Here is a 24,185-nt window from a genome sequence, read left to right on the forward strand (position 1 = left end):
TTCCAGGTCGCGTATCTCAATGACCAAGTCGCTGTTCCCCGGATTCGACGGGTTGATGTCCCTCTCCCGTCGCGAAGGCGTCGATGTCCGTCCGACGCTGCTGCGCGTGCTGACCGACCTGTATGTCCAGACGAGCACCCATAGCGAGGACGAGCAGCGACAATTCATCGAGCTCGCCACGCGGCTGATCGACCAGGTCGACGATGCGACGCGCGCGGCAGTCAAGGCGCGGCTCGCGATCTATCCGAAGACGCCCGTACCGGTCCTGCAGAAGCTCGGGCTGGTCGCGACACAGGAAGGCCGCAGGGTTCCATTGGCGCGGGAGATTCCTGTTCCGCCACCCGCGCCCGCCCCGGTGCGCGCGCCGACCGAAGCCGAGCAGCGCATGGCCGCCAACCTGGCGATGCAGCCGAAGGAAGCGGCCGAGATCCACGACATGTTCTTCCGCGCCGGCGCCTCCGAGCGCGCGCTGATCCTGCACAATCTGGCGCAGACGCCGCTGAAGGCCGCGCCGCGGATTCCGACCGTGCGGGCCAGGCGCGCGATCCAGATCCTGGAGATGGCCGCGATCGCGGGCGACATCGAGAACTTCACCTTCGAGCTCGGCGACAGCCTGATCTTGCCCTCGCGCGTCGCGGCCCAGATCGCCGACGATGCCGGCGGCGAGGCGCTCGCGGTCGCCGCCCGTGCGCTCGACATGCCGAGCCCGGTCTTCCAGCGCATCCTGTTGTTCTTCAAGCCGGAGATCGGCACCTCCGTCAACGCCGTGTACCGGCTGTCGCGGCTCTACGATCGCCTCAGCGATCGCTCGGCGCTGGTGATGCTGGCAGCCTGGCGCGGCTCGGCGCTGGCCGTCACCCGCGCCAAATATCAGTCCTCGTTGCATGACGGCGAGCGCCAGCGCGCGCGTGCCGGCGCAAGCCAGACACGGCCGGGTGCGCAGCCGGGCACTGCACCTGCGGTGCGGAAAGGCACTGGTTCGTCGGATCGCTGACGGCTCTCGTGCCCCGGACGCAGCGCAGCGCCTCTTCGCTGTGCGCTGCAGAGCCGGGACACGACTGTGCAGAAGTCAGGCCTTCGCCAGATCGAGAAAATGCCGGCCCGCGCGGTCCTCGGTCTCGACGATCCAGGCGTCAGGATCGAAGCGGATTTCCCTGGTCAGCCGTTCCTCGATGGCGTGCTCCGGCAGGGGCTGCGGCGCCACCGGCACAAAGAAACGATCGATCGGTCGACCGTCGTCATAGACGGTCTGCGGCGCCGGCGCATACAGCATCGCATGGCCGTCGAGCAGCGACACCTTGACGAACACCGCGCCGGCCTCCTCGGCGCCGCGGCGTCGCACCGCGCCGAACACGCCCTCGGTCTGGCAGCGACGCAAATAAGCCGCCACCCAAATGTTGGATTTCAAACGCATGAATCCGACGATAGGCCAGCGCGAGCTCTCACGCCAGCCTCGGCTCGTGCGTCTCACGCCTTGCGCGTGCTGTCCCGACCACCGCGAATCTGGGTCGCGACGAAATATGACAGCGGCATCGCCAGCGCGAATCCCACTGCTACGGCGTAGGGAATGTTCTTGATGGCATCCGCCGCAAGGCTCGGCACCATCAGCACCACGATCAGACTGATTCCAGCCAACGTGGTTCCCAACATGATCCAGACCAGAATCGAAACCTTGAACATGACGACCTCTCTCTTCCTCGATGAGGATGAACGATCATGTTCCCCGAAGCCGCCAGCCGTCATTGATCCCCAGCAAATCGCGCGCCCGCAGACGCCGACCTGATGTGCGGCGCGCGACATGCGGAGTTGATCGGCGTCAATGACAGGCGGTAACGGCTATTCGACGGGATGGCCGATTGCGGCCGCGAGTTCGCGCAGCAGCCGGTCGGACACCTGGCCCGTGACCTGCATCTTGTGCTCGCGTTCGAATTTCTGGATCGCGGCCTGGGTCTCGCCGCTCATGGTGCCCGTGATCTTCAGATTGCCGTAGCCATATTCGGACAGCGCACGCTGCACGCCGGCGATGCGTCGCGCGGCCGGGCTCTGCACCGGAATCGGCGCCGGCGGACGCAGAGCCGAGGGCGGCGTCGAGGCCGTCGCCTTGACCAGACTGGTCATCGGATCGTTCGAGCGCGTCGAGGCGGTCGCCTCGACGGGCTTCTCGGGCGCCTTCTCGGCGGCACGCTCGGCAGGTTTGGGTTCAACGCGGAACTCCGTCGCGCGCGGCTCGAGCGGCGAGGTATCGGCACCGACGGGGCGCGGACGCGGCAACGGGTTCGACAGCGGCACCGCCGACGGCGCGGGAAGGTTGATCACCGTGCCGAACATCGGCGCGGGATGCCGGCCAGTCTGGAGGAACAGCGCATTGGCAACGATCGCACCGATCGCGGCAACGGCGACCAGGCCGGCCAGCGTATCCTTGGGGCTGTGCAACAGCACGCGCAACACGATGTTGCGCTCGGTCTCGACATCGATGACCGCGGCCTTGGCGCCACGGCGGCGCGGAGCGGCTTCGTCCTTGGCAGGCTTCTTAGGCACTTTTCTTCACCAGAGCGGGTTGGTCCTGAGCTTGGTCGTGAGCTTGGTCGTGAAGGTCCTGGCGCAGCGCCGGCGTCAGCGTCGCGATCTTGCTCTCGGCCGGCCTGACTTGCGGCGGCGTGTAGACGAGCGGCAGCTTGACGGTGACGGCGGTGCCCTCTCCTAACCTGCTTTGTACCGTCAATTCGCCGAGATGCAACGATACGAGGCTCTTCACGATCGAAAGTCCGAGACCAGTGCCCTCGTGACGGCGCTGATAGGTCTTGCCGGCCTGAAAGAACGGCGCGCCGATGCGTTTGAGGTCGTCGGGTGCGATGCCGACGCCGGTGTCGCTGACGCGCAGCATCAGCTGCGAACCCGACACAGCGGCCGATACGTTGACTTGGCCGCCGCGCTCGGTGAACTTGATCGCATTGGCGACGAGGTTGAGCACGATCTGCTTGAACGCCCTGGGATCACCGGTCATGACGGGCAGGTCCTGCGGCGCGTCGGTGATCAGGTCGATGCCGTTCTCCCGCGCCTTCAGCGCCAGCAGATTGCAGCAATGGAGCAGCGATGCGCGCGGCGCGAACGGCTCGGAGGCAATCTCGAAATTGCCCGATTCCATCTTCGACATGTCCAGAATGCCGTTGACGACCGACAGCAGATGCTGGCCGGAATCGTTGATGAGCTCGGCGTATTCCTTGCGCTGGGCAGCACCCAGCATCAAGGTCTGCTCCTGCGCGATCATCTCGGAGAAGCCGATGATGGCGTTGAGCGGCGTGCGCAACTCGTGGCTCATGGTGGCGAGGAAGCGGGTCTTGGCGGCATCGGCCGCCTCGGCGGCGCTGCGGGCCTGATCCAGCGCCTGCTCCGACAGCTTGCGGTCGGTGACGTCGCGCATCACGGCGACGACTTCGACCTCCTGCGTGACGTCGCGAGCACTGTCCTGGTCGAGCGGGCGGCAGCGCATCTCGACCCAGATGAAATCGACCTCACCTCGTTCGGAACCGGCGGGCTCCCGCCGCAGCCGGAACTCGACGCTGCGCACGTCGCCGCGCGCGGCCTCGGAGAGTGCCGTGAGATAGGCCGGCCGATCGGCGACATGGACGCGGTCGAACAGGCCATGGCCGAGCAGTTGCGCCACCTGCATGCCGAGCATGGCTTCCACCGCAGGCGAGATGAACTGCACCGCGCCATTGCGCCGATGCCGCGAGATGACGTCGCTCATGTTGCGCGCCAGCAGGCGATAGCGTTCCTCCTCGCGCGACAACAGCGCGACGCTGGTGCGCGCGAGCGATTCCGCGCCGAAGGCGAGGCCTCCGGCATAGAGAGTCGCGGACGCGATGCCGAAGGCCATCAGCACGCCGCGCTCGGCCGCGCCCGGCTCCTCCACCGGGAGCCAACCGAGCTGGCTGAACAGGATCAGCATCCCTGCGCAGGACAGCGCGAGCAGCGAGGCGAAAGCCGCGACCCGGCGCGAGGCCGACAGAGCAGCTTCGAGGGGAACTACGACCAGCCAGACCGCGGCGAATGATTCGATGCCGCCCGTCGTGACCGCCACCGCCATGATCAGCCCGGCGAGCGCCAGCGACGACAGCACATGCGCGCCCTCATAGCGGCCGGTGCGCGACAGGAACCAGGACAACATGATCGGCGCGATCAGCCACGCGAAGGCCGCGACCTCGATCGCGCTCGGCGCGCCGCGCATGGCGAGATAGACCGGAAATGCGGCAAAGGCGGCCAGGCTGCCGAGCAGCCGCGGCGCCATGAAGGCACGATGGCGCGCTCGCATCAGCGCATCGTAGCGCGCGGAGGGATGCAGCAGTGCATCGAGACAATCGCGGATGATACTCAAAACTGTCACGGGTCTCGCGCTTCGGCTCGATCGTCTTTTGAAGACGCGCCGGAACGCCTCCTTATCGTTGAGCCACCGTGTCAGAGCGACCTTAAACGAGTGCTAAGGCGACGCCGCGTGCGGCCGGACGCCGGGGCATCGCGGGGCTTTTTAGACGATTTGACGACGTCTTCGCTGCAGATGGTGAACACAGGGTTTCACCTTCGTCCGCATGGTTTCGAATTGGTGGATGCGAGGCAGCCCGGCAGAATCAAGGCCGCGACGTCAATCGAATATTTACGGAAACGACGATCCCGAAGAATTCTGCGTAAATTTTCCGCGAATTAAGCTCAAGGCAATCACTTGCGATTTATCGAGAGTTGCTAGGTCCGCCCATCCGCGGAGATCGCCGCGGACGGGATCGAACGTACAGGTCGCAAGATGCGCTTTCTGCTTCGCATCACATTCTGGCTCGGGCTGGTGCTGGTGCTCCTGCCGCGGGACAAGACGCCCGAATCGGAGAAGCTGCCGCAGATCGGCGCTGCCGATGCGGTGCAGGCTGCGACTGCGGCCGTCTCCGACATGACCCAGTTCTGCAAGCGCCAGCCGACCGCCTGCGAGGTCGGCGGACAGGCCGCGTCCATCATCGGCCAGCGCGCCCAGGACGGTGCAAAGAAGCTCTACCAGATCATCAACGACAAGAAAGAGCAGATCACCAACGAGAAGAACGACGGCAACAAGAACGATCACAAGAAGGCGCCCGACCATACCGGCTCGATCGCGATGGCCGGCGAAGGCGACGTTGCCTCGAGCGAGGCGCCGCGCGACACGCTGACCCAGGACGACCTCGCGCTGGAATGGCGCGGACCGCAGCCTGCAAATTAGACACGCTGCGCGCTGAAAGGGGCGACCGGCTCCACACGAGCCAAAAGCCTATTCCCTATCGATTTCACGCTCTCGCGTCCCTATATTGGCCCGAACGGGAACACGGGCCAGCATGACCACGATCGACGAAATCAGGGACAATTTCGAGCTTCTGGACGAGTGGGACGACCGCTACCGGTACGTCATCGAACTCGGCCGTACCCTGGAACCGATGCCGGAGGCCGAGCACTCCGCCGCGAACAAGGTGCAAGGCTGCGTCAGCCAGGTCTGGCTCCAGAAGCTGGTCGACCGCAGCGGCGGCGAACCGATCCTGAAATATCGCGGCGACAGCGACGCGCATATCGTGCGCGGGCTGGTCGCGATCGTGCTCGCGCTCTATTCGGGCCGCACGCCGCAGCAGATCCTCGACACCGACGCAATCGCGGTGTTCAACGAGTTCGGCTTTCGCGATCATCTGACGCCGCAGCGCTCGAACGGCCTGCGCTCGATGGTCGAGCGCATCAAGACCGACGCGAAGGAAGCGCTGGCGGCAGCCTCATAAGAGGCTTACTTCCGCTTCCGCTGCTGCTGTCCCAGCCCCATCTGCTTCGCCAATTGCGAGCGCGCCACCGCGTAGTTCGGCGCGACCATGGGATAGTCGGCCGGCAAGCCCCATTTCTCGCGGTACTGCTCCGGCGTCATGTTGTACTTCGTGCGCAGATGGCGCTTGAGCGACTTGAAGCGCCTGCCGTCTTCCAGGCAGATCAGATAGTCCGGCGCGATCGACTTCTTCAGCGACACTGCCGGCTTCGCCGGCTCCAGCGGTGCCGTCTCGGTCCGGCCCGACGAGACCCGCACCAAGGCGCCATGCACCTGGCTGATCAGGTTCGGAATCTCGGCCGCCGGCGTCGGATTGTTGCTGAGATAGGCCGACACGATGCTCGCCGTCAGCTCGACGAAATTCTTTGCACCCGCATCCGACATGCGCCCGTCCTTTCTCAAGCCTGCATCCGACGGGATTGACGACGGCAAAGTATTCCGTGTCAACAATACATTCGAGGGAAACCGGACGACTGGCGAGGATACGCCGATTACTGCTGAACCGCGCCGCTTTACTTAGAGCACGGCGGCCTCAACCGCGCTGGTCGAGATGGGCGCGGAGTTCGTCGATCGAGGCAAAGCGCATCATGCCTTCCGGCATCTGCGCCTCGATCGAGCCGTCGGAATAGAGCGAATAAGCCATGCCGTCGACGACGCCGGATTTGAGCACGGTCACCTGCGGCGGCTCCACGGGTGGCGGCGGTTCAGGTGCAGGCGGTGGGGCGGCCTCCGCAAATTCCGACGGAGAGCGTGGCGGACGGCGAGAAGCGGCCGGCGGCTCCGGCGGCCGCACGCGGTCCGGCTTCGGCCAGGCAGCATCAAAGCTCGCAGGCGGAGTGTTCGCGGCCTGGCTGGGCTCCGCAGGCGGTTGCGGCGGTGCACCTTCGGTCGTCTTCGCGTCCGCGCGCTCGCGCTCCTTGCGCGAGGTCGAAGCGAACAGCAGGTTGCGCCGGCGCGACGTTTCCTGAGCGGGGGACGGCGTGGGAGCTTCCGGCTCCTGCACTGCCTCGACGCGCGGACGCTCGCGCGCAGCAGCTTCGCTCTGCCACGGCGGCGGACTTGCGGACGGCGGTGACGGCGGCGCCGGCGCAACCTGCTGTTCGCTTCGACCTCTCCAGGCACGGCGAGGCCCGGCAGCACGGGCCTGACCCGAACCTCGGACGGCGCGACCACACCGGCCAGCCGGCGCGCGATGCCCTTGAGCTCGAGCAGCACCAGATGCAGGCCCACCAGTAACATTCCGGAGCAGACGCCGATGGTGCCCGAGATTATGAGAGTACCACCGAGGCTGAACTCCCTGATCGTCAGGCCGAAAATGATCGCAAGGAACCCCGCCAGGAAGGCGCAAATCCCCACGATCAGGAAAGCCAAATTCATCGAACTCACCCCCGGCCGCGCATCCACACGCGACAACCGCTGCACCACGATATCGTCATACGGTGTTCCACGCCAACGACCAATTGCAGGCGGTGTTCCTAAAGGGAGGGAAATCAGAGACTTATTCACATTCCCTTCAGCTCCGGCTCGCTACTGCTGAGACTGGCCTCGAGTAACGGGAATTGCTGCGCCGCATCAGGAATTTAGCCATAATGCCCAATTACTTGGTAATGGAACTGCGCTATACGGAGTCCCGGGAGCAGGCCCGCGCGCACGAGCAGGGTCAAGAGGGGATTCCGGGGCACCGATAGCCATGACATCCATCACGACTTCGGCGATCGACACGCCCTTGCGGCGCTCGGTCGAGCGGACTTGCGACGATCTCGCCATGCTGGTGCTTGCCGCGGTCGCCGTGATCGCAGGCCTCACCTTCCGCGATTACGGGCTCGGCTGGGACGATTACACCCACGCAGAATACGCCGACCTGCTGCTCCGCATGTTCGGTTCCGGTTTCAAGGACACCGCCGCGCTCTCGTTCGCCAATCTCTACATGTATGGCGGCGGCTTCGACATGGTCGCGGCCCTGCTCCACAAAGTCATTCCGCTCGAGCTGTTCGAGACGCGCCGCCTGCTCGGCGCCGTCGTCGGCGTGATCGGCCTCGCCGTGACCTGGCGGCTCGGCCGCCGCATCGGCGGCCCTCTTGCGGGTCTTGCATCGCTCCTGCTGCTCGCGCTGTGCCCGATCTTCTACGGCCACATGTTCATGAACCCGAAGGATGCGCCCTTCGCGGTGGCCATGATCATCCTGATGCTCGGCCTCGTCCGGCTCGCCGAGGAATATCCGCAGCCGTCGCCGCGCACGATCCTCATTGTCGGCCTGGGCGCCGGCCTTTCGCTGGGCTGCCGCGTTCTCGGCGGGCTCGCCTTGGTCTACGCCGTACTCGGCTTCATGCCGCTGTTCCTGGAAGAACTGCGCACCGAAGGCCTGCGCGAGTCGGTCCGCCGCTTCGCCCATGTCGTCTATGTGCTGCTGCCCGGCCTCGTGCTCGGCTACCTCATCATGGGCCTGATCTGGCCGTGGTCGATCATGGAGCCCGGCAATCCCTTCGAGGCGCTGACCTATTTCTCGCACTTCTTCGAGAAGCCGTGGAAGGAGATGTTCGACGGCGCGATCGTATCCGTGCCCGACATGCCCTGGTCCTATCTGCCGACGCTGTTCGCACTGCAGCTGCCCGAGGTGATGCTGGTTTTGATGGCCGGCGCCGTGATCGGCACCTTCGCGATGCTGCCGCGCCACAAGGTTCCGGCGCGCCGCAAGACGATCCTCCTGATGCTGACGCTTGCCGCAACCCTGCCGCTCGTGATCGCCATGGTGAAGCGGCCGGCGCTGTACAACGGCATCCGCCATTTCGTCTTCGTGATCCCGCCGATGGCGGTGCTCGGCGGCGTCGCCTTCGCCTGGACGATGGAGCGCCTGCGCGCCAATCACCGGACATGGCAGCCGGTCGTGCTCGCGGCCTTCTGCTTCGGCCTGGCGGTCTCGCTCGCCGAGATGATCCGGCTGCACCCCTATCAGTACACGCACTTCAACCACATCGCCGGCACCGTGCGCGGCGCCGACAACCGTTTCATGCTGGACTATTGGGGCCTCGCCTTGAAACAGGCCTCGGACGAATTGCGCGAGCAACTGGTCGAGCGCCAGGAAGTGCCGCCCACCAATCGCAAATGGAAGGTCGCCGTCTGCGGTCCGCAGCGGCCCGCGCAGGTCGCGCTCGGCCCCGACTTCACCATCGGCTGGGATTCCAACGCGGCCGATTTTGCGATGACGCTCGGCGAGTTCTACTGCAAGGGTCTCACCGCGCCCGTCATGGTCGAGATCAAGCGCGACGACGTGGTGTTCGCCCGCGTCTACGACATCCGCGGCCGCAGCATCTCCAGCCTGCTGTCGATCCCGGCGCCGTAGTTTATTCCCTGGTCTCGGGGCTGCACAAGAAAAACGCAGCCGTCGCCTGGATGAGCGCCAGCGACATCCGGGCACCCCGCATATCGCGTCCGCTCATGCGGGCGACGCTGAACTGCCGCGCCTTTGACCGCCTTGCTGGCAGCCCGCAGCAGGACTAGGTTCGCGCCTCGCAACAACGATGTTCGGAGAGATCAGCCATGTCGCCAGCGGAAGCGCGCCTGAGGGAAGTGCCGTCGAACATGACGGAGGCGGAGTGGCAGCAACGGGTCAATCTCGCCGCCTGCTATCGCCTGGTGGCGCTGTATGGCTGGGACGATCTGGTCGACACTCACATCTCCGCGCGCGTGCCCGGTCCCGACCATCACTTCCTCATCAACCCTTACGGACTGATGTTCGAGGAAATCACGGCCTCGAGCCTCGTCAAGGTCGACCTGCACGGCAACCAGCTCTCCGAGAGCGAATACAGCATCAACCCAGCCGGCTTCACCATCCATTCGGCGATCCACGAGGTGCGCGAGGACGCCATCTGCGTGCTGCATCTCCACACGCTCGACGGCACTGCGGTGTCGAGCAGCGCGGAAGGCCTGCTGCCGCTGAACCAGACCGCCCAGCTCGTCACCCACGACCTCGCCTATCACGACTATGAAGGCATCGCCCTCGACCATGAAGAGCGGCCGCGGCTCCAGAAGGACCTCGGCGATCACAACCACATGCTGCTGCGCAATCACGGCACGCTCACGGTCGGCCGCTCGGTCGCGTCCGCATTCGAGCGCATGTATCACCTCGAGCGCGCCTGCTCGATGCAGGTGCGCACGCGCGCGCTGGGCACGCCGGTCTATCCGGTCGACGACACCGCGATCGACAAGAACACGGAGCTGCTGTCGAACCGCGACCGCGCCGAGCTGCGCGCGACGAACCTCGTGTGGCCGCCGCTGCTGCGCAAGCTCGACCGCGAGCTGCCGGGCTACCGGTCTTGAGCTTCGGGGGATTTCGTGTAGGGTAGCTCTCAACACCCTCTGCACGTCTTGGAATGAAACGCCGCCCAATTCCGGGCGGCGTTTTTGTTTGAATGCAACGCGCTGGCGGCTCCCTCAGCTCAGGTCGTGCAAAGGCCTACCAAGCGGCGGCGACAGACGAAAGCTTGTGAACAGGACCTTCAGCCCATCCCGCTCGGGCGTGCAGGCCATCGGCCCGACAAGATAGGAGCTTGCCATTGGGAATGGAGCCAGCCGCATCAGCGGCCAAAGGTTGCCGTCAGCCGAAATCTGCAACCGAAGCACACCCTTGTCGACGGTTGCGCGTACCCAAAAGTCGCTGGCATCGTTTTGATACGGTGCAGTCGTCCAGTCGGAACGCTCGTCCGTCAACACGCTCCCAAGCATGGCCTGTCCGTCCGAGAACTCAATCCCGGCCTTGACCCAATGCCGCTCGTCGATGCGAACCATGATGCCCGCTTGATCGTAGAGCTGCCGAAAGTCGCTCTGGACGTGTAGTTCGGCGGTGAAAGCCTCGCCAGTCGGAAAACCAAGGAAATGCCCGCTGTCGCGATTGAAGCCATAATGCGTCTCGCGCCAGAAATCGCTGGCCTTGTCGGTAACGATTTCAAGGCTGTCGCCTTCCGCGGCCCATCTCTTCGGTTCGTTCAGCCACAAACCATCGGCTCTGCCGAGAATCATTTCAAACCTCGATTGAACGTTGGTGGCGGCCGGACTTTGTCGAAGCTGGCATTTTGCAAAGCTCTCAGCTTGCAAGCCCCTACTTCACCTCCGCCAGCGCCGCGAGGATGCGAGCCCAGGAGCGGATGCCCTTCTGAAAGCTGCGCAGGTCGTATTTCTCGTTCGGCGAGTGGATGTTGTCGTCATCGAGGCCGAAGCCGACGAGCAGCGAGTCCAGGCCGAGCGTGCGCTTGAAGTCGGCGACGATGGGGATCGAGGCGCCCGAGCCGATCAGCACGGTCTCCTTGCCCCATTCTTCCGTTAGTGCCGTGCGAGCGGCGGCGAGCGGCTTCATGTTCCAGTCGAGTGCGACGGCCGGCGCCGCGGAATGATCGCCAAACTCGACCTTGCAGTCGCCGGGAATGCGCGCCGATACGTAGTCGCGGAAAGCCTTGCGGATTCTCGCGGGGTCCTGGCCCTGCACGAGACGGAACGACACCTTCGCCGATGCATGCGACGGGATCACGGTCTTGGAGCCTTCGCCGATATAGCCGCCCCAGATGCCGTTGACGTCGCAGGTCGGACGCGTGGAGGCCTGCTCGACCAGGAGCCTGCCCTTCTCGCCTGCAGGAAGCGACAAGCCGACCGGCTTGAGGAACGTGTCCGGCGTGAATTCGAGCTTCCTCCACTGCGCCATGATGTCAGGGGGCGTGTCTTTCACACCGTCATAGAAGCCGGGGATGGTGATGCGGTTGTCGTCGTCGAACAGGCCGCCGAGGATTTTCGTGAGCACCCGGATCGGGTTCATCGCACTGCCGCCGAACACGCCGGAATGCAAATCGCGGTTGGCGGCGGTGATCTTCAGCTCCTCGTAGAGCAGCCCGCGCAGCGAGGTCGTGATCGCCGGTGTGTTGGGGTCCCACATGCCGGTATCGCAGACCAGCACGTAGTCGGCCTTGAACTCGTCCTTGTTGGCCTCGATGAAGGGCACGAAGTTCTTCGAGCCGACCTCTTCCTCGCCTTCGATCAGGAAGGTGACGTCGACCGGCAGCGAGCCCGTCACCTTCTTCCAGGCGCGGCAGGCCTCGACGAACGTCATCACCTGTCCCTTGTCGTCCTCGGCGCCGCGCGCGACGATGATCTTGCGGCCATCGGCATGATCCGTGACGACGGGCTCGAACGGCGGACGGTGCCAGAGATCGAGCGGGTCGACCGGCTGCACGTCGTAATGGCCGTAGAACAGCACGTGCGGCCGCCCGCCTGCTGCGGTCTTGCCGACGACGGCGGGATGGCCCGCGGTCGGCCTCACCTCGGTGGCGACACCGAGGCTGGCGATGTCCTTGGCGAGATGTTCGGCAGCGGCCTTGCAGTCATCTGCAAAGGCGGGATCGGCCGAGATCGACTTGATCCGCAACAACGAGAACAGACGCTGCAGGCTGTTGTCGAAATCCTTGTCGATGTGGTCGAGCACGGATTGGAGCTGCGCATTGGCCATGGTCGTGATCCTGATTGTTGGGTCTCAAGAGGTCCCGGGTTTTAGCGCCGGCGCAGCCTGGGGGCCAGCCGCAACCGGCGGATGCCGGATGTGCCAGGCGAGGCACCCTGCGAGGACGGCGGTCGCGGCGAGGTTGTTGCCCCAGGCCTGGATGACGTGGGGAAACCACGGCAGCGACAGCAGCAGGAGGATGCCGGCGGCGCCCAAAGCGAGCCAGGTTCCCAGGCGCACATGCGCCCGCGCGTCGAAGGCGGCGCGATGCATCAGCACCGTGATCGGGAAGAACAGCCACATGAAGTAGTATTGCCGGGCTAAAGGCGAGGCCACCGTCATCAGGCAGAACAGGATGCCGAGCTCCTCGGCGTCCGAGCGCTCCGTCCGCTGCGCCTCCCGCGGCATGATCGCGACGAAGCCGAGCCCGAGCAGTGCCGACAGCGCCAGCACGATCCAGTTCGCCGTCCTGTAATCGACGTCGATGACGTTCATCGTCCGCGGCGGCTTGTTGCGATCGTCCTGGTTGTAGTTGACCGGACGGACCAGACGGTGCGTGACGGCAATGAGGGACTGGTTGACCCATGACCAGTTCTGCTCCGCGCGCTGGCCAAAGCCCTCTTCCGAGCTCGTCCCGACCATGCCCTGATACCAGACCGCAAGCTCGGCCGCGTTGCGCTCGAAGCCGCGGATCGGCGCCGGCACGACATAGAGCAGGATGCCGGTGAAGGCGATCGTGCTGACGAGGGCGCCCCACTTCCGCCGCCAGAGCAGATAGGGGAGCACTGCGATCGGAAACACCTTGATGGCGGTGGCAAGCGCGAACAAGAAGCCGGCGAGCCACGCCCGCTGATGCCGCAAGCTCCAGAAGCCATAGAGCATCATCGCGAGCAGGACGAGATTCGGCTGGCCGAGATCGAACATGTCGAACACGAAGGCGACGGTGACCAGGACCGGCAGCGCTTCCAGCCAGGGGCCTGGCTTGCGGCCCGAGCCGGCCATGACTTGGGAGAGCGTCCCGGTGTACCACCACGCCACAGCATTCAGAATCGACAGGATGACATAGAGCGGAATCTTGCCGAACCAGGCCGGGATCGCCAACAGGATCGCCGGCAACGGCGGATAGATGAAGTCGAAATACTCCTTGGCCGTGGCGGGATAGAGCGGCCAACCCTGCAAGACCTGCTGTCCGGCCCAGTACCAGAGCAGGTAGTCCTTGGTCTTGCCGCGGCCGAAAATCTCGGGGACGAGCACGTCGGCCGTCAGGAGGACGCAGCAGAGCAGAAAAAGCAGATCCAGCGGCGCACGCAGCGACAAGCGTCTGGGCGCGTCAGGCTTGGCTAACGGAGCGGGCGAAGTCACGGTGCGATCCTGTGCGGCGACCAGCAGGACGTAGCAGACGGGCGGAGACTTGGAGAGTCCCCTCACCTGATTGTGTGATGTTCGCCCCCAGCTTGGGTGAAGCCGACGGGCGGTGGAGGGATCGCCTTCCCGCCCGGCGTTCCGCCTACCGCCGCAGCAATCCGCCGAGCGCGCCGCGGACCAGCGTGCGGCCGATCGAGCCGCCGAGCTGGCCGCCGACCGACTTTCCGACGTTCGCGGCCAACCCGCCGATCACCTGGTTGGTGACCGATCGCGTCACGTCCCGCGCAATGACCTGGCCAGTCGAGAGACGCCCTCGCTTGACGTTGGTGCCGAAGATGGTGCCAACGATCGAGCCGATCTGACCCAGGATGCCGCCGCCGCTTCCGCCAGCTGGACCTTCCGCCGTGGCCGCCGTGGCGGCGATGCGCTTCTGAAGCATCTCGTAGGCGGACTCGGAATCGACGGCGGTGTCATATTTGCCCTTCATCGGGCTTGCAGCCATGATCGCCTTGCGCTCGTCCGGCGTGATCGGTCCGATCCTGGCCGATGGCGGCCGGATCATCACCCGCTCCACCATCGAAGGCGTGCCGTTGCCCTCGAGGAAGGACACCAGCGCCTCGCCCTTGCCGAGCTCCATGATCACCTTGGCCGTGTCGAGCTTCGGGTTGGGCCGGAAGGTCTGCGCCGCAGCGGCGACCGCCTTCTGGTCGCGCGGCGTGAAGGCGCGCAGAGCATGCTGCACACGACCGCCCAACTGGGCCAACACCTTGTCCGGCACGTCGATCGGATTCTGCGTGACGAAATAGACGCCGACGCCCTTGGAACGGATCAGACGAACCACCTGCTCGATCTTGTCCATCAGTGCCTTCGGCGCATCGTTGAACAGCAAATGCGCCTCGTCGAAAAAGAACACCAGTTTTGGCTTCGGCAGATCGCCGGCTTCAGGCAGTTCCTCAAACAACTCCGACAGCAACCACAACAGGAAGGTAGCGTAGAGCCTGGGGCTCTCCATCAGCTTGTCAGCAACCAGAATGTTGACGATGCCGCGACCGTCGCTATCGGTCTTCATGAAATCCTTCAGCTCCAGTGCCGGCTCACCGAAGAATTTCGTTCCGCCCTGGTTTTCCAGCACCAGGAGCTGGCGTTGAATGGTTCCAACCGTCGCCTTGCTGACATTGCCGAAGCTCTGCGCGGCCTTGCGGATCTCGGCAAATGGATCTTCCTCGGCATCCGCTGCCTTCTTGCCGCTGGCGGGAACGATCGCATCCAACAGCGACCGCAGATCCTTCATATCCAACAATGGCAGACCATTCTCGTCGGCAACACGGAATGCGACATTGAGAACGCCTTCCTGCACGTCGTTCAGGTCGAGCATCCGTGCCAACAGCAACGGCCCCATTTCGGTGACGGTGGCGCGCACGGGGTGGCCCTGCTCGCCGAACACGTCCCAGAACACGGTCGAGAACTGGTCCGGCTGAAATTTGAGGCCTATCTCGCCCGCGCGCTTGAGGATGAAGTCCTTGGCCTCGCCGACTTCCGAGATCCCAGACAGGTCGCCCTTGATGTCGGCCGCGAATACGGGAACACCGGCGCGCGCAAATCCTTCCGCCAGCACTTGCAGCGACACGGTCTTGCCGGTTCCGGTTGCACCCGTGACGAGGCCGTGGCGATTGGCGAGCGCCAGCGTCAGCCATGCCTGCTCGTTTCCCTTGCCGACGAAGATCTTGTCGTCGGTATCGCCGAGCTTGCTGTCTTGTGCGGTCATTATTCTCTCTGATCTCTGATCTCTCTGCCGAGTTTCGCGTATTGAAACTCAAATGCACCAGTTCCGTAGTTTAACGCATGTCGCGCACCGAATAAAACCGTTCAACGCGCCCAGGCATGCGACATTGTCGGACACAAACGGACGAGGTCAGCCCAAAGTCGGAGCGAAGTGTTCGCAACGCGGCAATTTTTCGCCGATTCGTTCTCGGCTCTTGCACGGCTGCAACACCTTTCGCGCGTTCGCATATGATTTCGCGCAGCGCGTGCGTTCATCGCTTGAATTTCACGTCACACCGGCCCAAGATCATTTTCGAAAGCAATACTCCGGCATGTGAACCGGCTGAGGGGCGGGTCTTATGGACGAGTTGATCGGACGGCTGGCGACAAACGCCGGCATAGATAGTGCTGTGGCTGAAAAGACCGTCGGCATTATCCTGGGCTTCCTCCGCAGCGAGGGCCCCTCCGATAGCGTGCAGGCCCTGATCGATCAGATTCCCGGAGCAGAAGCTGCGATCGACGCGTCCAGGAGCGGCGGCGGCCTGTCACGGCTGATGGGCGGCGGTCTGATGGCCGTGGGCACGCGCCTGATGGGTCTGGGACTTGGCATGTCCGACATTCAAAAAGTTGCCCGTGAACTTTTCCGCTACGGGCGGGACAAGATCGGAGCGGATCAGATGGGCAAGATCATCGCGGGGACGCCGGGCCTCAGCCAGTTCGCCTGAAGCCACGCATTCACATCGAGCATCATGACATATCCGATCTCCGAGATTGAGGGCCTCTCGGCCTTTGCCGCCAACAAGCTGAAGGCGCAAGGAATCCGCACCACCGACGCGCTGCTCGAGGCCGCGTCGACCGTGAAAGGCCGCAAGGCTCTGTCGGCCAAGACCGGCATCAGCGAGCAGCTGCTGCTGGAATGGGCCAATGTCTCGGACTACATGCGCATCCCCGGCATGGGCCGGGCCAAGGTCGGCCTCGTTCGCGCCGCCGGCGTCACCACGGTGCGCGAGCTCGCCTATCGAAATCCGGCAAGGCTCGCCCAGAGCATGCGCGAGGCCAACGAGAAGAAGAAGCTCGTCCGCATCTTGCCTTCCGAGAAGTCGGTCGGCGACATCATCGCCAAGGCCAAGAAGCTGCCGCCGAAGATCACGTATTAGGGCCTCTCCCTGCCGCGTTAGCTTTCGGTGTCATACCCCGCCAAGGCGGGGTATCCAGTACGCCGGGTCTCCTCCGTATCACCGCACGGCCTCGGAATACTGGATTGCCCGCCTTCGCGGGCAATGACAGCGAGGGTGTTGGTCTTGACTCCCCCTCCCCGACCGCTAAAGCCACGCGCATGAACGCCTCGCCTTCCCCCTCCGTCGCATCGGCCGGCTCGGCCGGGCTTGATGCGCTGCGGACGTTGCTGGAACGGCCGATCCCGGCGGTGATGGGCGTGCTCAACATCACCCCGGATTCCTTCTCCGACGGCGGCGAGTTCATCGCGCCCGCAAGGGCGATGGAACGGGCGCGGGCGATGATCGCCGATGGCGTCGACATCATCGACATCGGTGCCGAATCCACCCGCCCCTACAAGGGCGCCCGGCCCGTCACGGCGGCGGACGAGCTCGCCCGGCTGAAGCCGGTGCTGGCCGACGTGGTGGCGCTCGGCGCGCCCGTCTCAATCGACAGCATGAAGGCGGAGGTGGTGGCCTTCGCGCTCGACCAGGGCGCTGCGATCGCCAACGACGTCTGGGGCCTGCAACGCGACGCCGGCATGGCGCCGCTGATCGCCGCAAGAGGCGTCCCAGTCATCGTCATGCACAACCGCGACGACGCCGATCCCGCCATCGACATCATCACGGACATGAAGACGTTCTTCCTGCGCTCGCTCGATATCGCCGCACAGGCTGGCATCGCACGCGACAAAATCGTGCTGGATCCCGGCATCGGCTTCGGCAAGACGGCCGAGCAGAGCATGACCGCGCTGGCGCGCTTACGCGAATTCGAGATGTTCGGCCTGCCGATCCTGGTCGGCGCCTCGCGCAAGCGCTTCATCGCCTCGGTGTCGCCGTCCGAACCATCGGAGCGGCTCGGCGGCTCGATCGCGGCCCATCTGATCGCCGCGCAGCGCGGCGCGAAGATCATCCGGACCCATGACGTCGGCGAAACCCTGCAAGCCCTGCGCGTGGCGCACGCAATCGAGAGCAAGCAATGACCGATACGATCTTCGTTACCGGCCTGTCGATCCATGCCCGCCACGGCGTGATGGATCACGAAACCGAGGTGGGCCAGCGTTTCGTCATCGATCTCGAACTCTATACCGACCTCTCGGAGCCCTCGCGCAGCGACCGGCTCGCGGACACGGTGTCCTACGCCGATGTCGTGGCGACGACGACGGCGGCGTTCAAGAACACCAACTACAAGCTGCTGGAGCGCGCTGCCGGCGCGGTGGCCGACGCCATCCTGTCGAATTTCCCGCGCATCCGCGCCGTGAAGATCACGGTGCACAAGCCGCATGCGCCCATCGCCGCGATCTTCGACGATGTCGGTGTCATGCTGACGCGCTCGCGGCACCCCTAGCATGGCGAGCGTGCTGATCGCGCTGGGCGGCAATGTCGGCGATGTCCGCGCGACGTTCGGCAAGGCGATCGCCCATATCTGCGGCATGGCGCAAGGCGCCCTGATCGCGCGCTCCTCGGACTATGCCACCCCGCCCTGGGGCGACGAGGACCAGGATCCCTTCATCAACGCCTGCATCGAGATCGAGACCGGTCTCGATCCGCACGCGCTCTTGTTCGTGCTGCAGAAGGTCGAGCAGAAATTCGGCCGTATCAGGGACAAGGCGAGGCGCTGGGGGCCACGCACGCTCGATCTCGACATGATCGCCTATGACGACGTCAGCCTGCAGAAGCCCGACCTGACGCTGCCGCATCCGCACCTGTTCGAGCGCGCCTTCGTTCTGGTGCCGCTGGCCGAAATCGCGCCGGACCGCGTGATCTCAGGCATTCGTGTGCGTGACGGGCTCGCCAGCGTCTCGACGCAAGGCATTGAGCGGCTTCCGGATACCGGTTAACCAAAAACAACCGTTTGCAGGGACGGCCTGCCGTGGCAATTTCGCCAGCGAACAAGAAGATGTTTGGGAGCCTCTCGCCGCATGACCTCCGTGACTGACGACCTGCCGCTGGCGGCGGATTTTCCCAAGGCCACCGTCGAGGACTGGCGCAAGCTGGTCGACGGCGTGCTGAAGGGCGCGCCGTTCGAGAAGCTGGTCGGCAAGACCTATGACGGCATCAAGATCGATCCGCTCTATCCGCGCGCCAGGGGCGTTGCGCCCGTGGCTGGACGGCCGCCGGCTGCGCCGTGGCAGATCGTGCAGCGGATCGACCATCCCGATGCGGCGGCCGCGAATGCACAGGCTTTGCAGGATCTGGAGAATGGCGCGACCGGGCTCGCGCTGGTGTTCGCCGACGGCAACGGAGCTTACGGCTTCGGGCTGGAACCGTCGGCCGATGCGGTTGCGAAAGTCCTGAAGGACATCCATCTCGATGCCGGGATCGGCCTCGAGCTCCAGATCGGTCCGCAGTCGCGGATGGCCGCGATCCATGTCGCGGAATTTGTGAAGAGCAAGGGCCTCGATCCCGCCGCCTGCGACATCCGCTTCGGAGTAGATCCGCTCGCGGCCTGCGCAATGTGGGGCTACAGCCCCTATGATTGGAACGAGATCGTTCCCGCCATTGGCGGCGCCATCCAGGGTCTCGCTGCGCTCGGCTTCAAGGGACCGTTCGCCTCCGCCGACGGGCGCGTGATCCATGACGCCGGTGGCTCGGAAGTGCAGGAGCTCGCCTTCGTGCTCGCCTGCGGCGTCGCTTATCTGCGTGCGATCGAAGGCGCCGGCATTCCGCTCGAGCAGGCGCAGGGCATGGTCTATGCGCGGCTCGCCGCCGATGCCGACCAGTTCCTCACCATGGCCAAATTCCGCGCGCTGCGGCTGCTGTGGGCGCGCATCGAGCAGGCCTGCGGGCTCACGCCAAGACCGCTGTTCATTGCCGCCGATACCGCCTGGCGCATGCTGACGCAGCGCGACCCTTACGTGAACATGCTGCGTGCGACCATCGCGACATTCGCCGCCGGGCTCGCCGGCGCGAATGCGATCACCGTGCTGCCGCACACGCTGGCGCTCGGCCTGCCCGATCCGTTCGCGCGGCGCGTGGCGCGCAACACGCAGCTTCTCTTGCTGGAAGAAAGCAACCTCGCCAAGGTCAGCGATCCCGCGGCCGGCGCAGGCGGCATCGAGACTCTGACGGCGCAGCTTTGCGACGCCGCCTGGGCGCTGTTCCAGGAAAGCGAGAAAGCGGGTGGTGCCTTCGCGGCGCTTCAGCAGGGCCTGTTCCAGAGCAAGGTGGCGGCCGCGCGAAAGGCGCGGGAGGCCAACATCGCAAAACGCCGCGACGTGTTGACCGGCGCCAGCGAGTTTCCGAACCTGCATGAGAGCGAGACCGCGGTGCTGAAGGCGACACCGGTCGCGCTCGCGCCTTACGGCGAGCAGAAGTACAGATTCGAGGCACTGGCGCCGATCCGGCTGGCGCAACCGTTCGAGGCGTTGCGCGACAAATCCGATGCCGTGTTGAAGGCGCGCGGCGCCCGTCCAAAGGTGTTTCTGGCCAATCTCGGCACGCCCGCCGATTTCACGGCGCGCGCGACCTTTGCCAAGAGCTTCTTCGAGGCCGGCGGCATCCAGGCCGTCGACAGCGAGGGCTTTGCCGATCCCGTCAAGCTCGGCGCCGCTTTCAGGGACTCCGGCGCAGAGCTCGCCTGTCTTTGTTCCAGTGACAAGGTCTATGCGGAACATGCCGAGGCCGCGGCGCAGGCCCTGCAAACCGCAGGCGCCCGACATATCTATCTGGCAGGGCGCCCGACCGATGCCGAGGCGGCCCTGCGCGCGGCCGGCGTCACCGGTTTCATCTTCGCCGGAGGCGATGCGCTTGCGACGCTGCAAGACGCCTATCGACGGATGGAGCAGGCATGACCGAACCCGGCAAACCCGTTCTCACTGGCGGCTGCCAATGCGGGGCCGTGCGCTTTGCAGTCACGACAGCGCCGACCAGGGTCTCGATCTGCCACTGCCGGATGTGCCAGAAAGCAAGCGGTGCGCCTTTCGCCTCTTTGGCCGACATCAACAGAACGGATTTTACCTGGACCAGGGGACAGCCGTCGTTCTTCCGCTCTTCCACCATCGCCGAACGCGGCTTTTGCGCAGCCTGCGGCACGCCGCTGAGCTTTGGTCGCATCGACGGCGACCGGATCGAGATCATGACCGGCACCTTCGACCGCCCCGACCGCGTCGTGCCGACGCGGCAGTTCGGCACCGAGTCCCGCCTCGGCTGGGTGGTCGGCATCTCCAACCTGCCGAGCCAGACCACGCAACAGAATTACGGACCGGAGAAGATGGCGACCATCGTCAGCCATCAGCATCCGGATCATGATTGAGGCGTCCATGCGGTTCGGCATCAATCTGCGCGGCGACCTTGCCAAACTCGATGATACCGAGATCGCGGCACGCTATGAGACGCTGGTTGCCGAGAAGGAAGCGTACATTCGGTCGCTGGCGTTTATCCAACAGAACAAGCTGGCCTACCGCCTGGGGACGGGGCTGTTCGGCCGCGGGCTGCTTCATGCCCGCATCTTCTATCGGATCCAAGCCTTGCTCATCGGACTCTTGAGTGCTTTGGGCAATGGCAACCTAGTTACGCCCTCGTCCCTAGAGGCCTTTCTCAGAGAATGCGAGTTCAAGGACGTGCGCGACGAGATGAAGCGCCGGATCGCAGCCCGAAAAGCCGTGGCGGCGACGTGAGCAGGACCATGGCGAGCGACGGCAGACATGATAAAACGAAACCGCAGGTTTGAGGGACCCAAGGAATGACCCGCATTCCCAATTTCGCCGATGTCGCCTTCGAGCGCATCGCCACCGCCGCACCGGTCGGCAGCGCCGAGCCATGGCTGACGCCCGAGGGCATTCTGGTGAAGCCCGCTTATGGCGAGGCGGATCTCGCCGGGCTCGATTTCCTCGAGACCTATCCGGGCATCGCGCCCTATCTGCGCGGCCCCTACCCGACCATGTATGTCAACCAGCCCTGGACGGTCAGGCAATATGCCGGCTTCTCCACGGCGGAGGATTCCAACGCGTTCTACCGGCGCAATCTGGCGGCGGGACAAAAAGGTCTGTCGGTCGCCTTCGATCTTGCCACCCACCGCGGCTATGACAGCGATCATCCGCGGGTCGGCGGCGACGTCGGCATGGCCGGTGTGGCCATCGATTCCATCTACGACATGCGCACGCTGTTTGCGGGCATTCCGCTCGACCAGATGAGCGTGTCCATGACCATGAACGGCGCCGTGCTGCCGATCCTCGCGCTCTACGTCGCGGCCGCGGAGGAACAGGGCGTGCCGCCCGAAAAGCTCTCCGGCACCATTCAGAACGACATTCTGAAAGAGTTCATGGTGCGCAACACCTACATCTATCCGCCTGCGCCATCGATGCGGATCATCTCCGACATCTTCGCCTACACCTCCACGAGGATGCCGAAGTACAATTCGATCTCCATCTCCGGCTATCACATGCAGGAGGCCGGCGCGACGCAGGACCTTGAGCTCGCCTATACGCTCGCCGACGGCGTCGAATATCTTCGCGCCGGTCTTGCCGCCGGGCTCGACGTCGACCGCTTTGCGCCGCGGCTGTCGTTCTTCTGGGCGATCGGCATGAACTTCTTCATGGAGGTCGCCAAGCTGCGGGCTGCGCGCCTGCTCTGGGCGAAGCTGCTCAAGCCGTTCAACCCGAAAGATCCGCGCTCGCTGTCGCTGCGCACGCACAGCCAGACCTCGGGCTGGTCGTTGACGGCGCAGGACGTCTTCAACAACGTGATGCGCACGACGGTGGAGGCAATGGCGGCCACCCAAGGCCACACCCAGTCGCTGCACACCAACGCGCTCGACGAAGCGCTGGCGCTGCCGACCGACTTCTCGGCGCGCATCGCCCGCAACACCCAGCTCTTCCTCCAGCAGGAGAGCGGCACCACCCGCATCATCGATCCCTGGGGCGGCTCCTATTACGTCGAGCGGCTGACGCGCGACCTCGCGGCGAAGGCGTGGAGCCACATCCAGGAGGTCGAGGAGCTCGGCGGCATGGCGAAGGCGATCGAGGCCGGGGTTCCGAAACTGCGCATCGAGGAGGCCTCGGCCAAGACGCAGGCTCGGATCGACGCCGGCAGGCAGGCCGTGATCGGCGTCAACAAGTACAAGCCGACCGACGAGGTCCCGATCGAGATCCTGAAGGTCGACAACACCAATGTTCGCCGGCTCCAGATCGACAAGCTGAAGCGGCTGAAATCCGAGCGAAACCAAAAGGACGTCGACGCCGCGCTCGCCGCGCTGACGCGCTCGGCCGGCGAAGGCAACGGCAACCTGCTCGCGCTCGCCATCGACGCGGCACGCGCGAAGGCAACCGTTGGCGAAATCTCTGACGCATTGGAGAAAGTGTTCGGCCGCCACCGCGCCGAAATCAAATCCATCACCGGCGTCTACAAGCGGGAGGCGTCCAGCATGGGCAACCAGGTCGAGAAGGTTCAGGCGCTGATCGACGCGTTCGAGGAGGCGGAAGGCCGCCGCCCGCGCATCCTGGTCGCCAAGATCGGCCAGGACGGCCACGACCGCGGCCAGAAGGTGATCGCTTCCGCCTTCGCCGATATCGGCTTCGACGTCGACATCGGCCCGCTGTTCGCGACCGCCGACGAAGCCGCGCGGCAGGCGGTCGAGAATGACGTGCACATCCTCGGCGTCTCCTCCCTCGCAGCCGCCCATCTCACCGCCGTGCCCGAACTGAAGGCCGCGCTCAAGAAGCAGGGCCGCGACGACATCATGATCATCGTCGGCGGCGTGGTGCCGCCGCAGGATTACGATGCGCTCTATGCCGCCGGTGCGGAAGCGATCTTCCCGCCGGGCACGGTGATCGCGGAGGCGGCCGAGGAGCTGATCCGCAAGCTGAACGCCCGGCTCGGGCATAGCGAGGCGGCGGAGTAGATGATAGAATGGCCGGGGTAACCGGCCGGGTGCGTCCATGACACGTGACGAAATCATCGCTGCGATACGCAAAAACGCGGATGCCATCAAAGGTAAAGGCGTATCGAAGCTTGCCATTTTCGGCTCGCGCGCCCGGGACGATTATCGGCCTGATAGCGACATTGACGTTCTCGTCGAGATCGAGCCCGAAATCTCGTTCTCCCTACTCAACTTGATCGATGTTGAGCACATCATCGAGGATGCGACCGGCCTGCAAGCCCAGGCAACGGTGCGGCGCTCCCTCTCTCCACGCTTTGCAGAGCGGATCGCAGACGACATACACGAAGTATTCTGACGTGCCGCCGACTTTTGCTGACCCCGTCGGCCATATCCTGGATGCCACGGACAAGATCAGAACGGCCGTGGCAACTCACAGCCGTGAGACATTCGCGCAGGACGTCTTCATGCGTCTGGCAGTCGAGCGCTTACTCGAGGTCATCAGCGAAGCATCGCGTTCCATTCCGGACGATGTTAAAGCGAACAATCCCAGCATTAATTGGAGGGGATTGGCCGACCTGGGCAACTGGCTGCGACATGCCTACCATCAGACCGACGCGGATCTGTTATGGGACATGATCAAGGACGATCTGCCGCCGTTGGAGATCTTCATCCGAACCATCGCCAAGGAGCCAAAGGCTTGAACACCGTCCTAAAATTGAGCCTGGC

At 64.6% G+C, this 24,185-nt stretch carries 25 protein-coding genes and 1 pseudogene; 16 read left to right on the forward strand and 10 right to left on the reverse strand.

All coding sequences use genetic code 11. From position 1 onward, the window contains the following. Window positions 1–19 precede the first annotated feature (19 nt). The gene (locus tag AX729_RS01335) at window positions 20–994 is read left to right on the forward strand and encodes a DUF2336 domain-containing protein (protein ID WP_061020097.1); all 975 of its coding nucleotides are present in this window, start codon (window positions 20–22) and stop codon (window positions 992–994) included. Between the two features lie 75 nt (window positions 995–1,069). Here the strand turns inward: AX729_RS01335 and AX729_RS01340 are convergent, their stop codons facing one another. The 4 genes from AX729_RS01340 to AX729_RS01355 all read right to left on the reverse strand — a co-directional run bounded on the left by AX729_RS01340 (window position 1,070) and on the right by AX729_RS01355 (window position 4,384). Next, window positions 1,070–1,414 (reverse strand): DUF1491 family protein, encoded by a 345-nt coding sequence (locus AX729_RS01340; protein WP_061020098.1) that lies wholly within the window; start codon window positions 1,412–1,414, stop codon window positions 1,070–1,072. A gap of 53 nt (window positions 1,415–1,467) precedes the next feature. After that, on the reverse strand, window positions 1,468–1,680 hold the full coding sequence (locus AX729_RS01345) for a hypothetical protein (protein WP_061020099.1): 213 nt from the start codon (window positions 1,678–1,680) through the stop codon (window positions 1,468–1,470). A gap of 156 nt (window positions 1,681–1,836) precedes the next feature. Continuing rightward, complete coding sequence (locus AX729_RS01350; RefSeq protein WP_061020100.1) at window positions 1,837–2,538, reverse strand: peptidoglycan-binding domain-containing protein; 702 nt, start codon at window positions 2,536–2,538, stop codon at window positions 1,837–1,839. Beyond that, window positions 2,531–4,384: a PAS domain-containing sensor histidine kinase gene (locus AX729_RS01355; RefSeq protein ID WP_061020101.1), complete on the reverse strand. Its 1,854-nt coding sequence runs from the start codon at window positions 4,382–4,384 to the stop codon at window positions 2,531–2,533. Before AX729_RS01355 ends, AX729_RS01350 begins: the two co-directional genes overlap by 8 nt. A gap of 411 nt (window positions 4,385–4,795) precedes the next feature. Between AX729_RS01355 and AX729_RS01360 the strand changes: the two genes are divergently transcribed. After that, window positions 4,796–5,239, forward strand: coding sequence for a DUF5330 domain-containing protein (locus tag AX729_RS01360; RefSeq protein ID WP_061020102.1), 444 nt, complete (start codon window positions 4,796–4,798; stop codon window positions 5,237–5,239). A gap of 112 nt (window positions 5,240–5,351) precedes the next feature. Next, complete coding sequence (locus AX729_RS01365) at window positions 5,352–5,780, forward strand: SufE family protein (RefSeq protein ID WP_061020103.1); 429 nt, start codon at window positions 5,352–5,354, stop codon at window positions 5,778–5,780. Between the two features lie 5 nt (window positions 5,781–5,785). Here AX729_RS01365 and AX729_RS01370 read toward each other — a convergent pair whose 3' ends face one another. Together AX729_RS01370 and AX729_RS01375 are read right to left on the reverse strand one after the other, a co-directional pair. Next, entirely contained in the window at window positions 5,786–6,202 is a 417-nt protein-coding gene (locus AX729_RS01370; protein WP_061020104.1) for a Ros/MucR family transcriptional regulator, read from the reverse strand. A 148-nt stretch (window positions 6,203–6,350) separates the two neighbouring features. Beyond that, a pseudogene (locus tag AX729_RS01375) lies at window positions 6,351–7,195 on the reverse strand (DUF308 domain-containing protein). Window positions 7,196–7,508: 313 nt separating this feature from the next. Here AX729_RS01375 and AX729_RS01380 point away from each other — a divergent pair. Both AX729_RS01380 and AX729_RS01385 read left to right on the forward strand, forming a co-directional pair. After that, window positions 7,509–9,158, forward strand: coding sequence for a glycosyltransferase family 39 protein (locus AX729_RS01380; RefSeq protein WP_061020105.1), 1,650 nt, complete (start codon window positions 7,509–7,511; stop codon window positions 9,156–9,158). A gap of 197 nt (window positions 9,159–9,355) precedes the next feature. After that, window positions 9,356–10,135, forward strand: a complete 780-nt coding sequence (locus AX729_RS01385; RefSeq protein WP_061020106.1) for a class II aldolase/adducin family protein — start codon at window positions 9,356–9,358, stop codon at window positions 10,133–10,135. 114 nt (window positions 10,136–10,249) lie between these two features. Here the strand turns inward: AX729_RS01385 and AX729_RS01390 are convergent, their stop codons facing one another. From AX729_RS01390 to AX729_RS01405, 4 genes are all read right to left on the reverse strand, one after another. After that, complete coding sequence (locus AX729_RS01390) at window positions 10,250–10,834, reverse strand: DUF1349 domain-containing protein (protein ID WP_061020107.1); 585 nt, start codon at window positions 10,832–10,834, stop codon at window positions 10,250–10,252. Window positions 10,835–10,913: 79 nt separating this feature from the next. Then, window positions 10,914–12,308 (reverse strand): M20/M25/M40 family metallo-hydrolase, encoded by a 1,395-nt coding sequence (locus tag AX729_RS01395; protein ID WP_061020108.1) that lies wholly within the window; start codon window positions 12,306–12,308, stop codon window positions 10,914–10,916. Window positions 12,309–12,332: 24 nt separating this feature from the next. After that, complete coding sequence (locus AX729_RS01400; protein WP_061020287.1) at window positions 12,333–13,661, reverse strand: glycosyltransferase family 87 protein; 1,329 nt, start codon at window positions 13,659–13,661, stop codon at window positions 12,333–12,335. A 145-nt stretch (window positions 13,662–13,806) separates the two neighbouring features. Beyond that, the gene (locus AX729_RS01405; RefSeq protein WP_061020109.1) at window positions 13,807–15,429 is read right to left on the reverse strand and encodes a helicase HerA-like domain-containing protein; all 1,623 of its coding nucleotides are present in this window, start codon (window positions 15,427–15,429) and stop codon (window positions 13,807–13,809) included. 355 nt (window positions 15,430–15,784) lie between these two features. On the opposite strand from AX729_RS01405, the gene AX729_RS01410 reads away from it, so the two are divergent. The 11 genes from AX729_RS01410 to AX729_RS01460 all read left to right on the forward strand — a co-directional run bounded on the left by AX729_RS01410 (window position 15,785) and on the right by AX729_RS01460 (window position 24,160). Further along, window positions 15,785–16,150 carry a hypothetical protein gene (locus tag AX729_RS01410; RefSeq protein ID WP_061020110.1) on the forward strand — a complete coding sequence of 122 codons (366 nt, stop codon included), beginning with the start codon at window positions 15,785–15,787 and terminating at the stop codon, window positions 16,148–16,150. Window positions 16,151–16,174: 24 nt separating this feature from the next. Next, a complete protein-coding gene (locus tag AX729_RS01415) occupies window positions 16,175–16,582 on the forward strand; it encodes a DUF4332 domain-containing protein (RefSeq protein ID WP_061020111.1) in 408 nt (135 codons plus the stop codon). A 179-nt stretch (window positions 16,583–16,761) separates the two neighbouring features. Continuing rightward, on the forward strand, window positions 16,762–17,622 hold the full coding sequence (gene folP, locus AX729_RS01420) for a dihydropteroate synthase (protein ID WP_061020112.1): 861 nt from the start codon (window positions 16,762–16,764) through the stop codon (window positions 17,620–17,622). Beyond that, on the forward strand, window positions 17,619–17,987 hold the full coding sequence (folB, locus tag AX729_RS01425; RefSeq protein WP_061020113.1) for a dihydroneopterin aldolase: 369 nt from the start codon (window positions 17,619–17,621) through the stop codon (window positions 17,985–17,987). The genes folP and folB overlap by 4 nt, the downstream gene beginning before the upstream one ends. A 1-nt stretch (window position 17,988) precedes the next feature. Further along, window positions 17,989–18,480 carry a 2-amino-4-hydroxy-6-hydroxymethyldihydropteridine diphosphokinase gene (folK, locus tag AX729_RS01430; protein ID WP_061020114.1) on the forward strand — a complete coding sequence of 164 codons (492 nt, stop codon included), beginning with the start codon at window positions 17,989–17,991 and terminating at the stop codon, window positions 18,478–18,480. A gap of 81 nt (window positions 18,481–18,561) precedes the next feature. Then, the gene (locus tag AX729_RS01435) at window positions 18,562–20,433 is read left to right on the forward strand and encodes a methylmalonyl-CoA mutase subunit beta (RefSeq protein WP_061020115.1); all 1,872 of its coding nucleotides are present in this window, start codon (window positions 18,562–18,564) and stop codon (window positions 20,431–20,433) included. Continuing rightward, window positions 20,430–20,894 (forward strand): GFA family protein, encoded by a 465-nt coding sequence (locus AX729_RS01440; protein WP_061020116.1) that lies wholly within the window; start codon window positions 20,430–20,432, stop codon window positions 20,892–20,894. The genes AX729_RS01435 and AX729_RS01440 overlap by 4 nt, the downstream gene beginning before the upstream one ends. Window positions 20,895–20,901: 7 nt before the next feature. Next, entirely contained in the window at window positions 20,902–21,258 is a 357-nt protein-coding gene (locus AX729_RS01445; RefSeq protein WP_156456648.1) for a hypothetical protein, read from the forward strand. Window positions 21,259–21,323: 65 nt separating this feature from the next. Further along, complete coding sequence (gene scpA, locus AX729_RS01450; RefSeq protein WP_061020118.1) at window positions 21,324–23,480, forward strand: methylmalonyl-CoA mutase; 2,157 nt, start codon at window positions 21,324–21,326, stop codon at window positions 23,478–23,480. A gap of 37 nt (window positions 23,481–23,517) precedes the next feature. Beyond that, complete coding sequence (locus AX729_RS01455) at window positions 23,518–23,814, forward strand: nucleotidyltransferase family protein (RefSeq protein ID WP_061020119.1); 297 nt, start codon at window positions 23,518–23,520, stop codon at window positions 23,812–23,814. Window position 23,815: 1 nt separating this feature from the next. Further along, window positions 23,816–24,160, forward strand: coding sequence for a HepT-like ribonuclease domain-containing protein (locus tag AX729_RS01460; RefSeq protein WP_061020120.1), 345 nt, complete (start codon window positions 23,816–23,818; stop codon window positions 24,158–24,160). The last annotated feature ends 25 nt before the right edge of the window (window positions 24,161–24,185 follow it).

The sequence above is a fragment of the Bradyrhizobium sp. CCH5-F6 genome, assembly GCF_001556045.1.
In the GTDB taxonomy this organism is placed as follows: Bacteria; Pseudomonadota; Alphaproteobacteria; order Rhizobiales; family Xanthobacteraceae; genus Bradyrhizobium.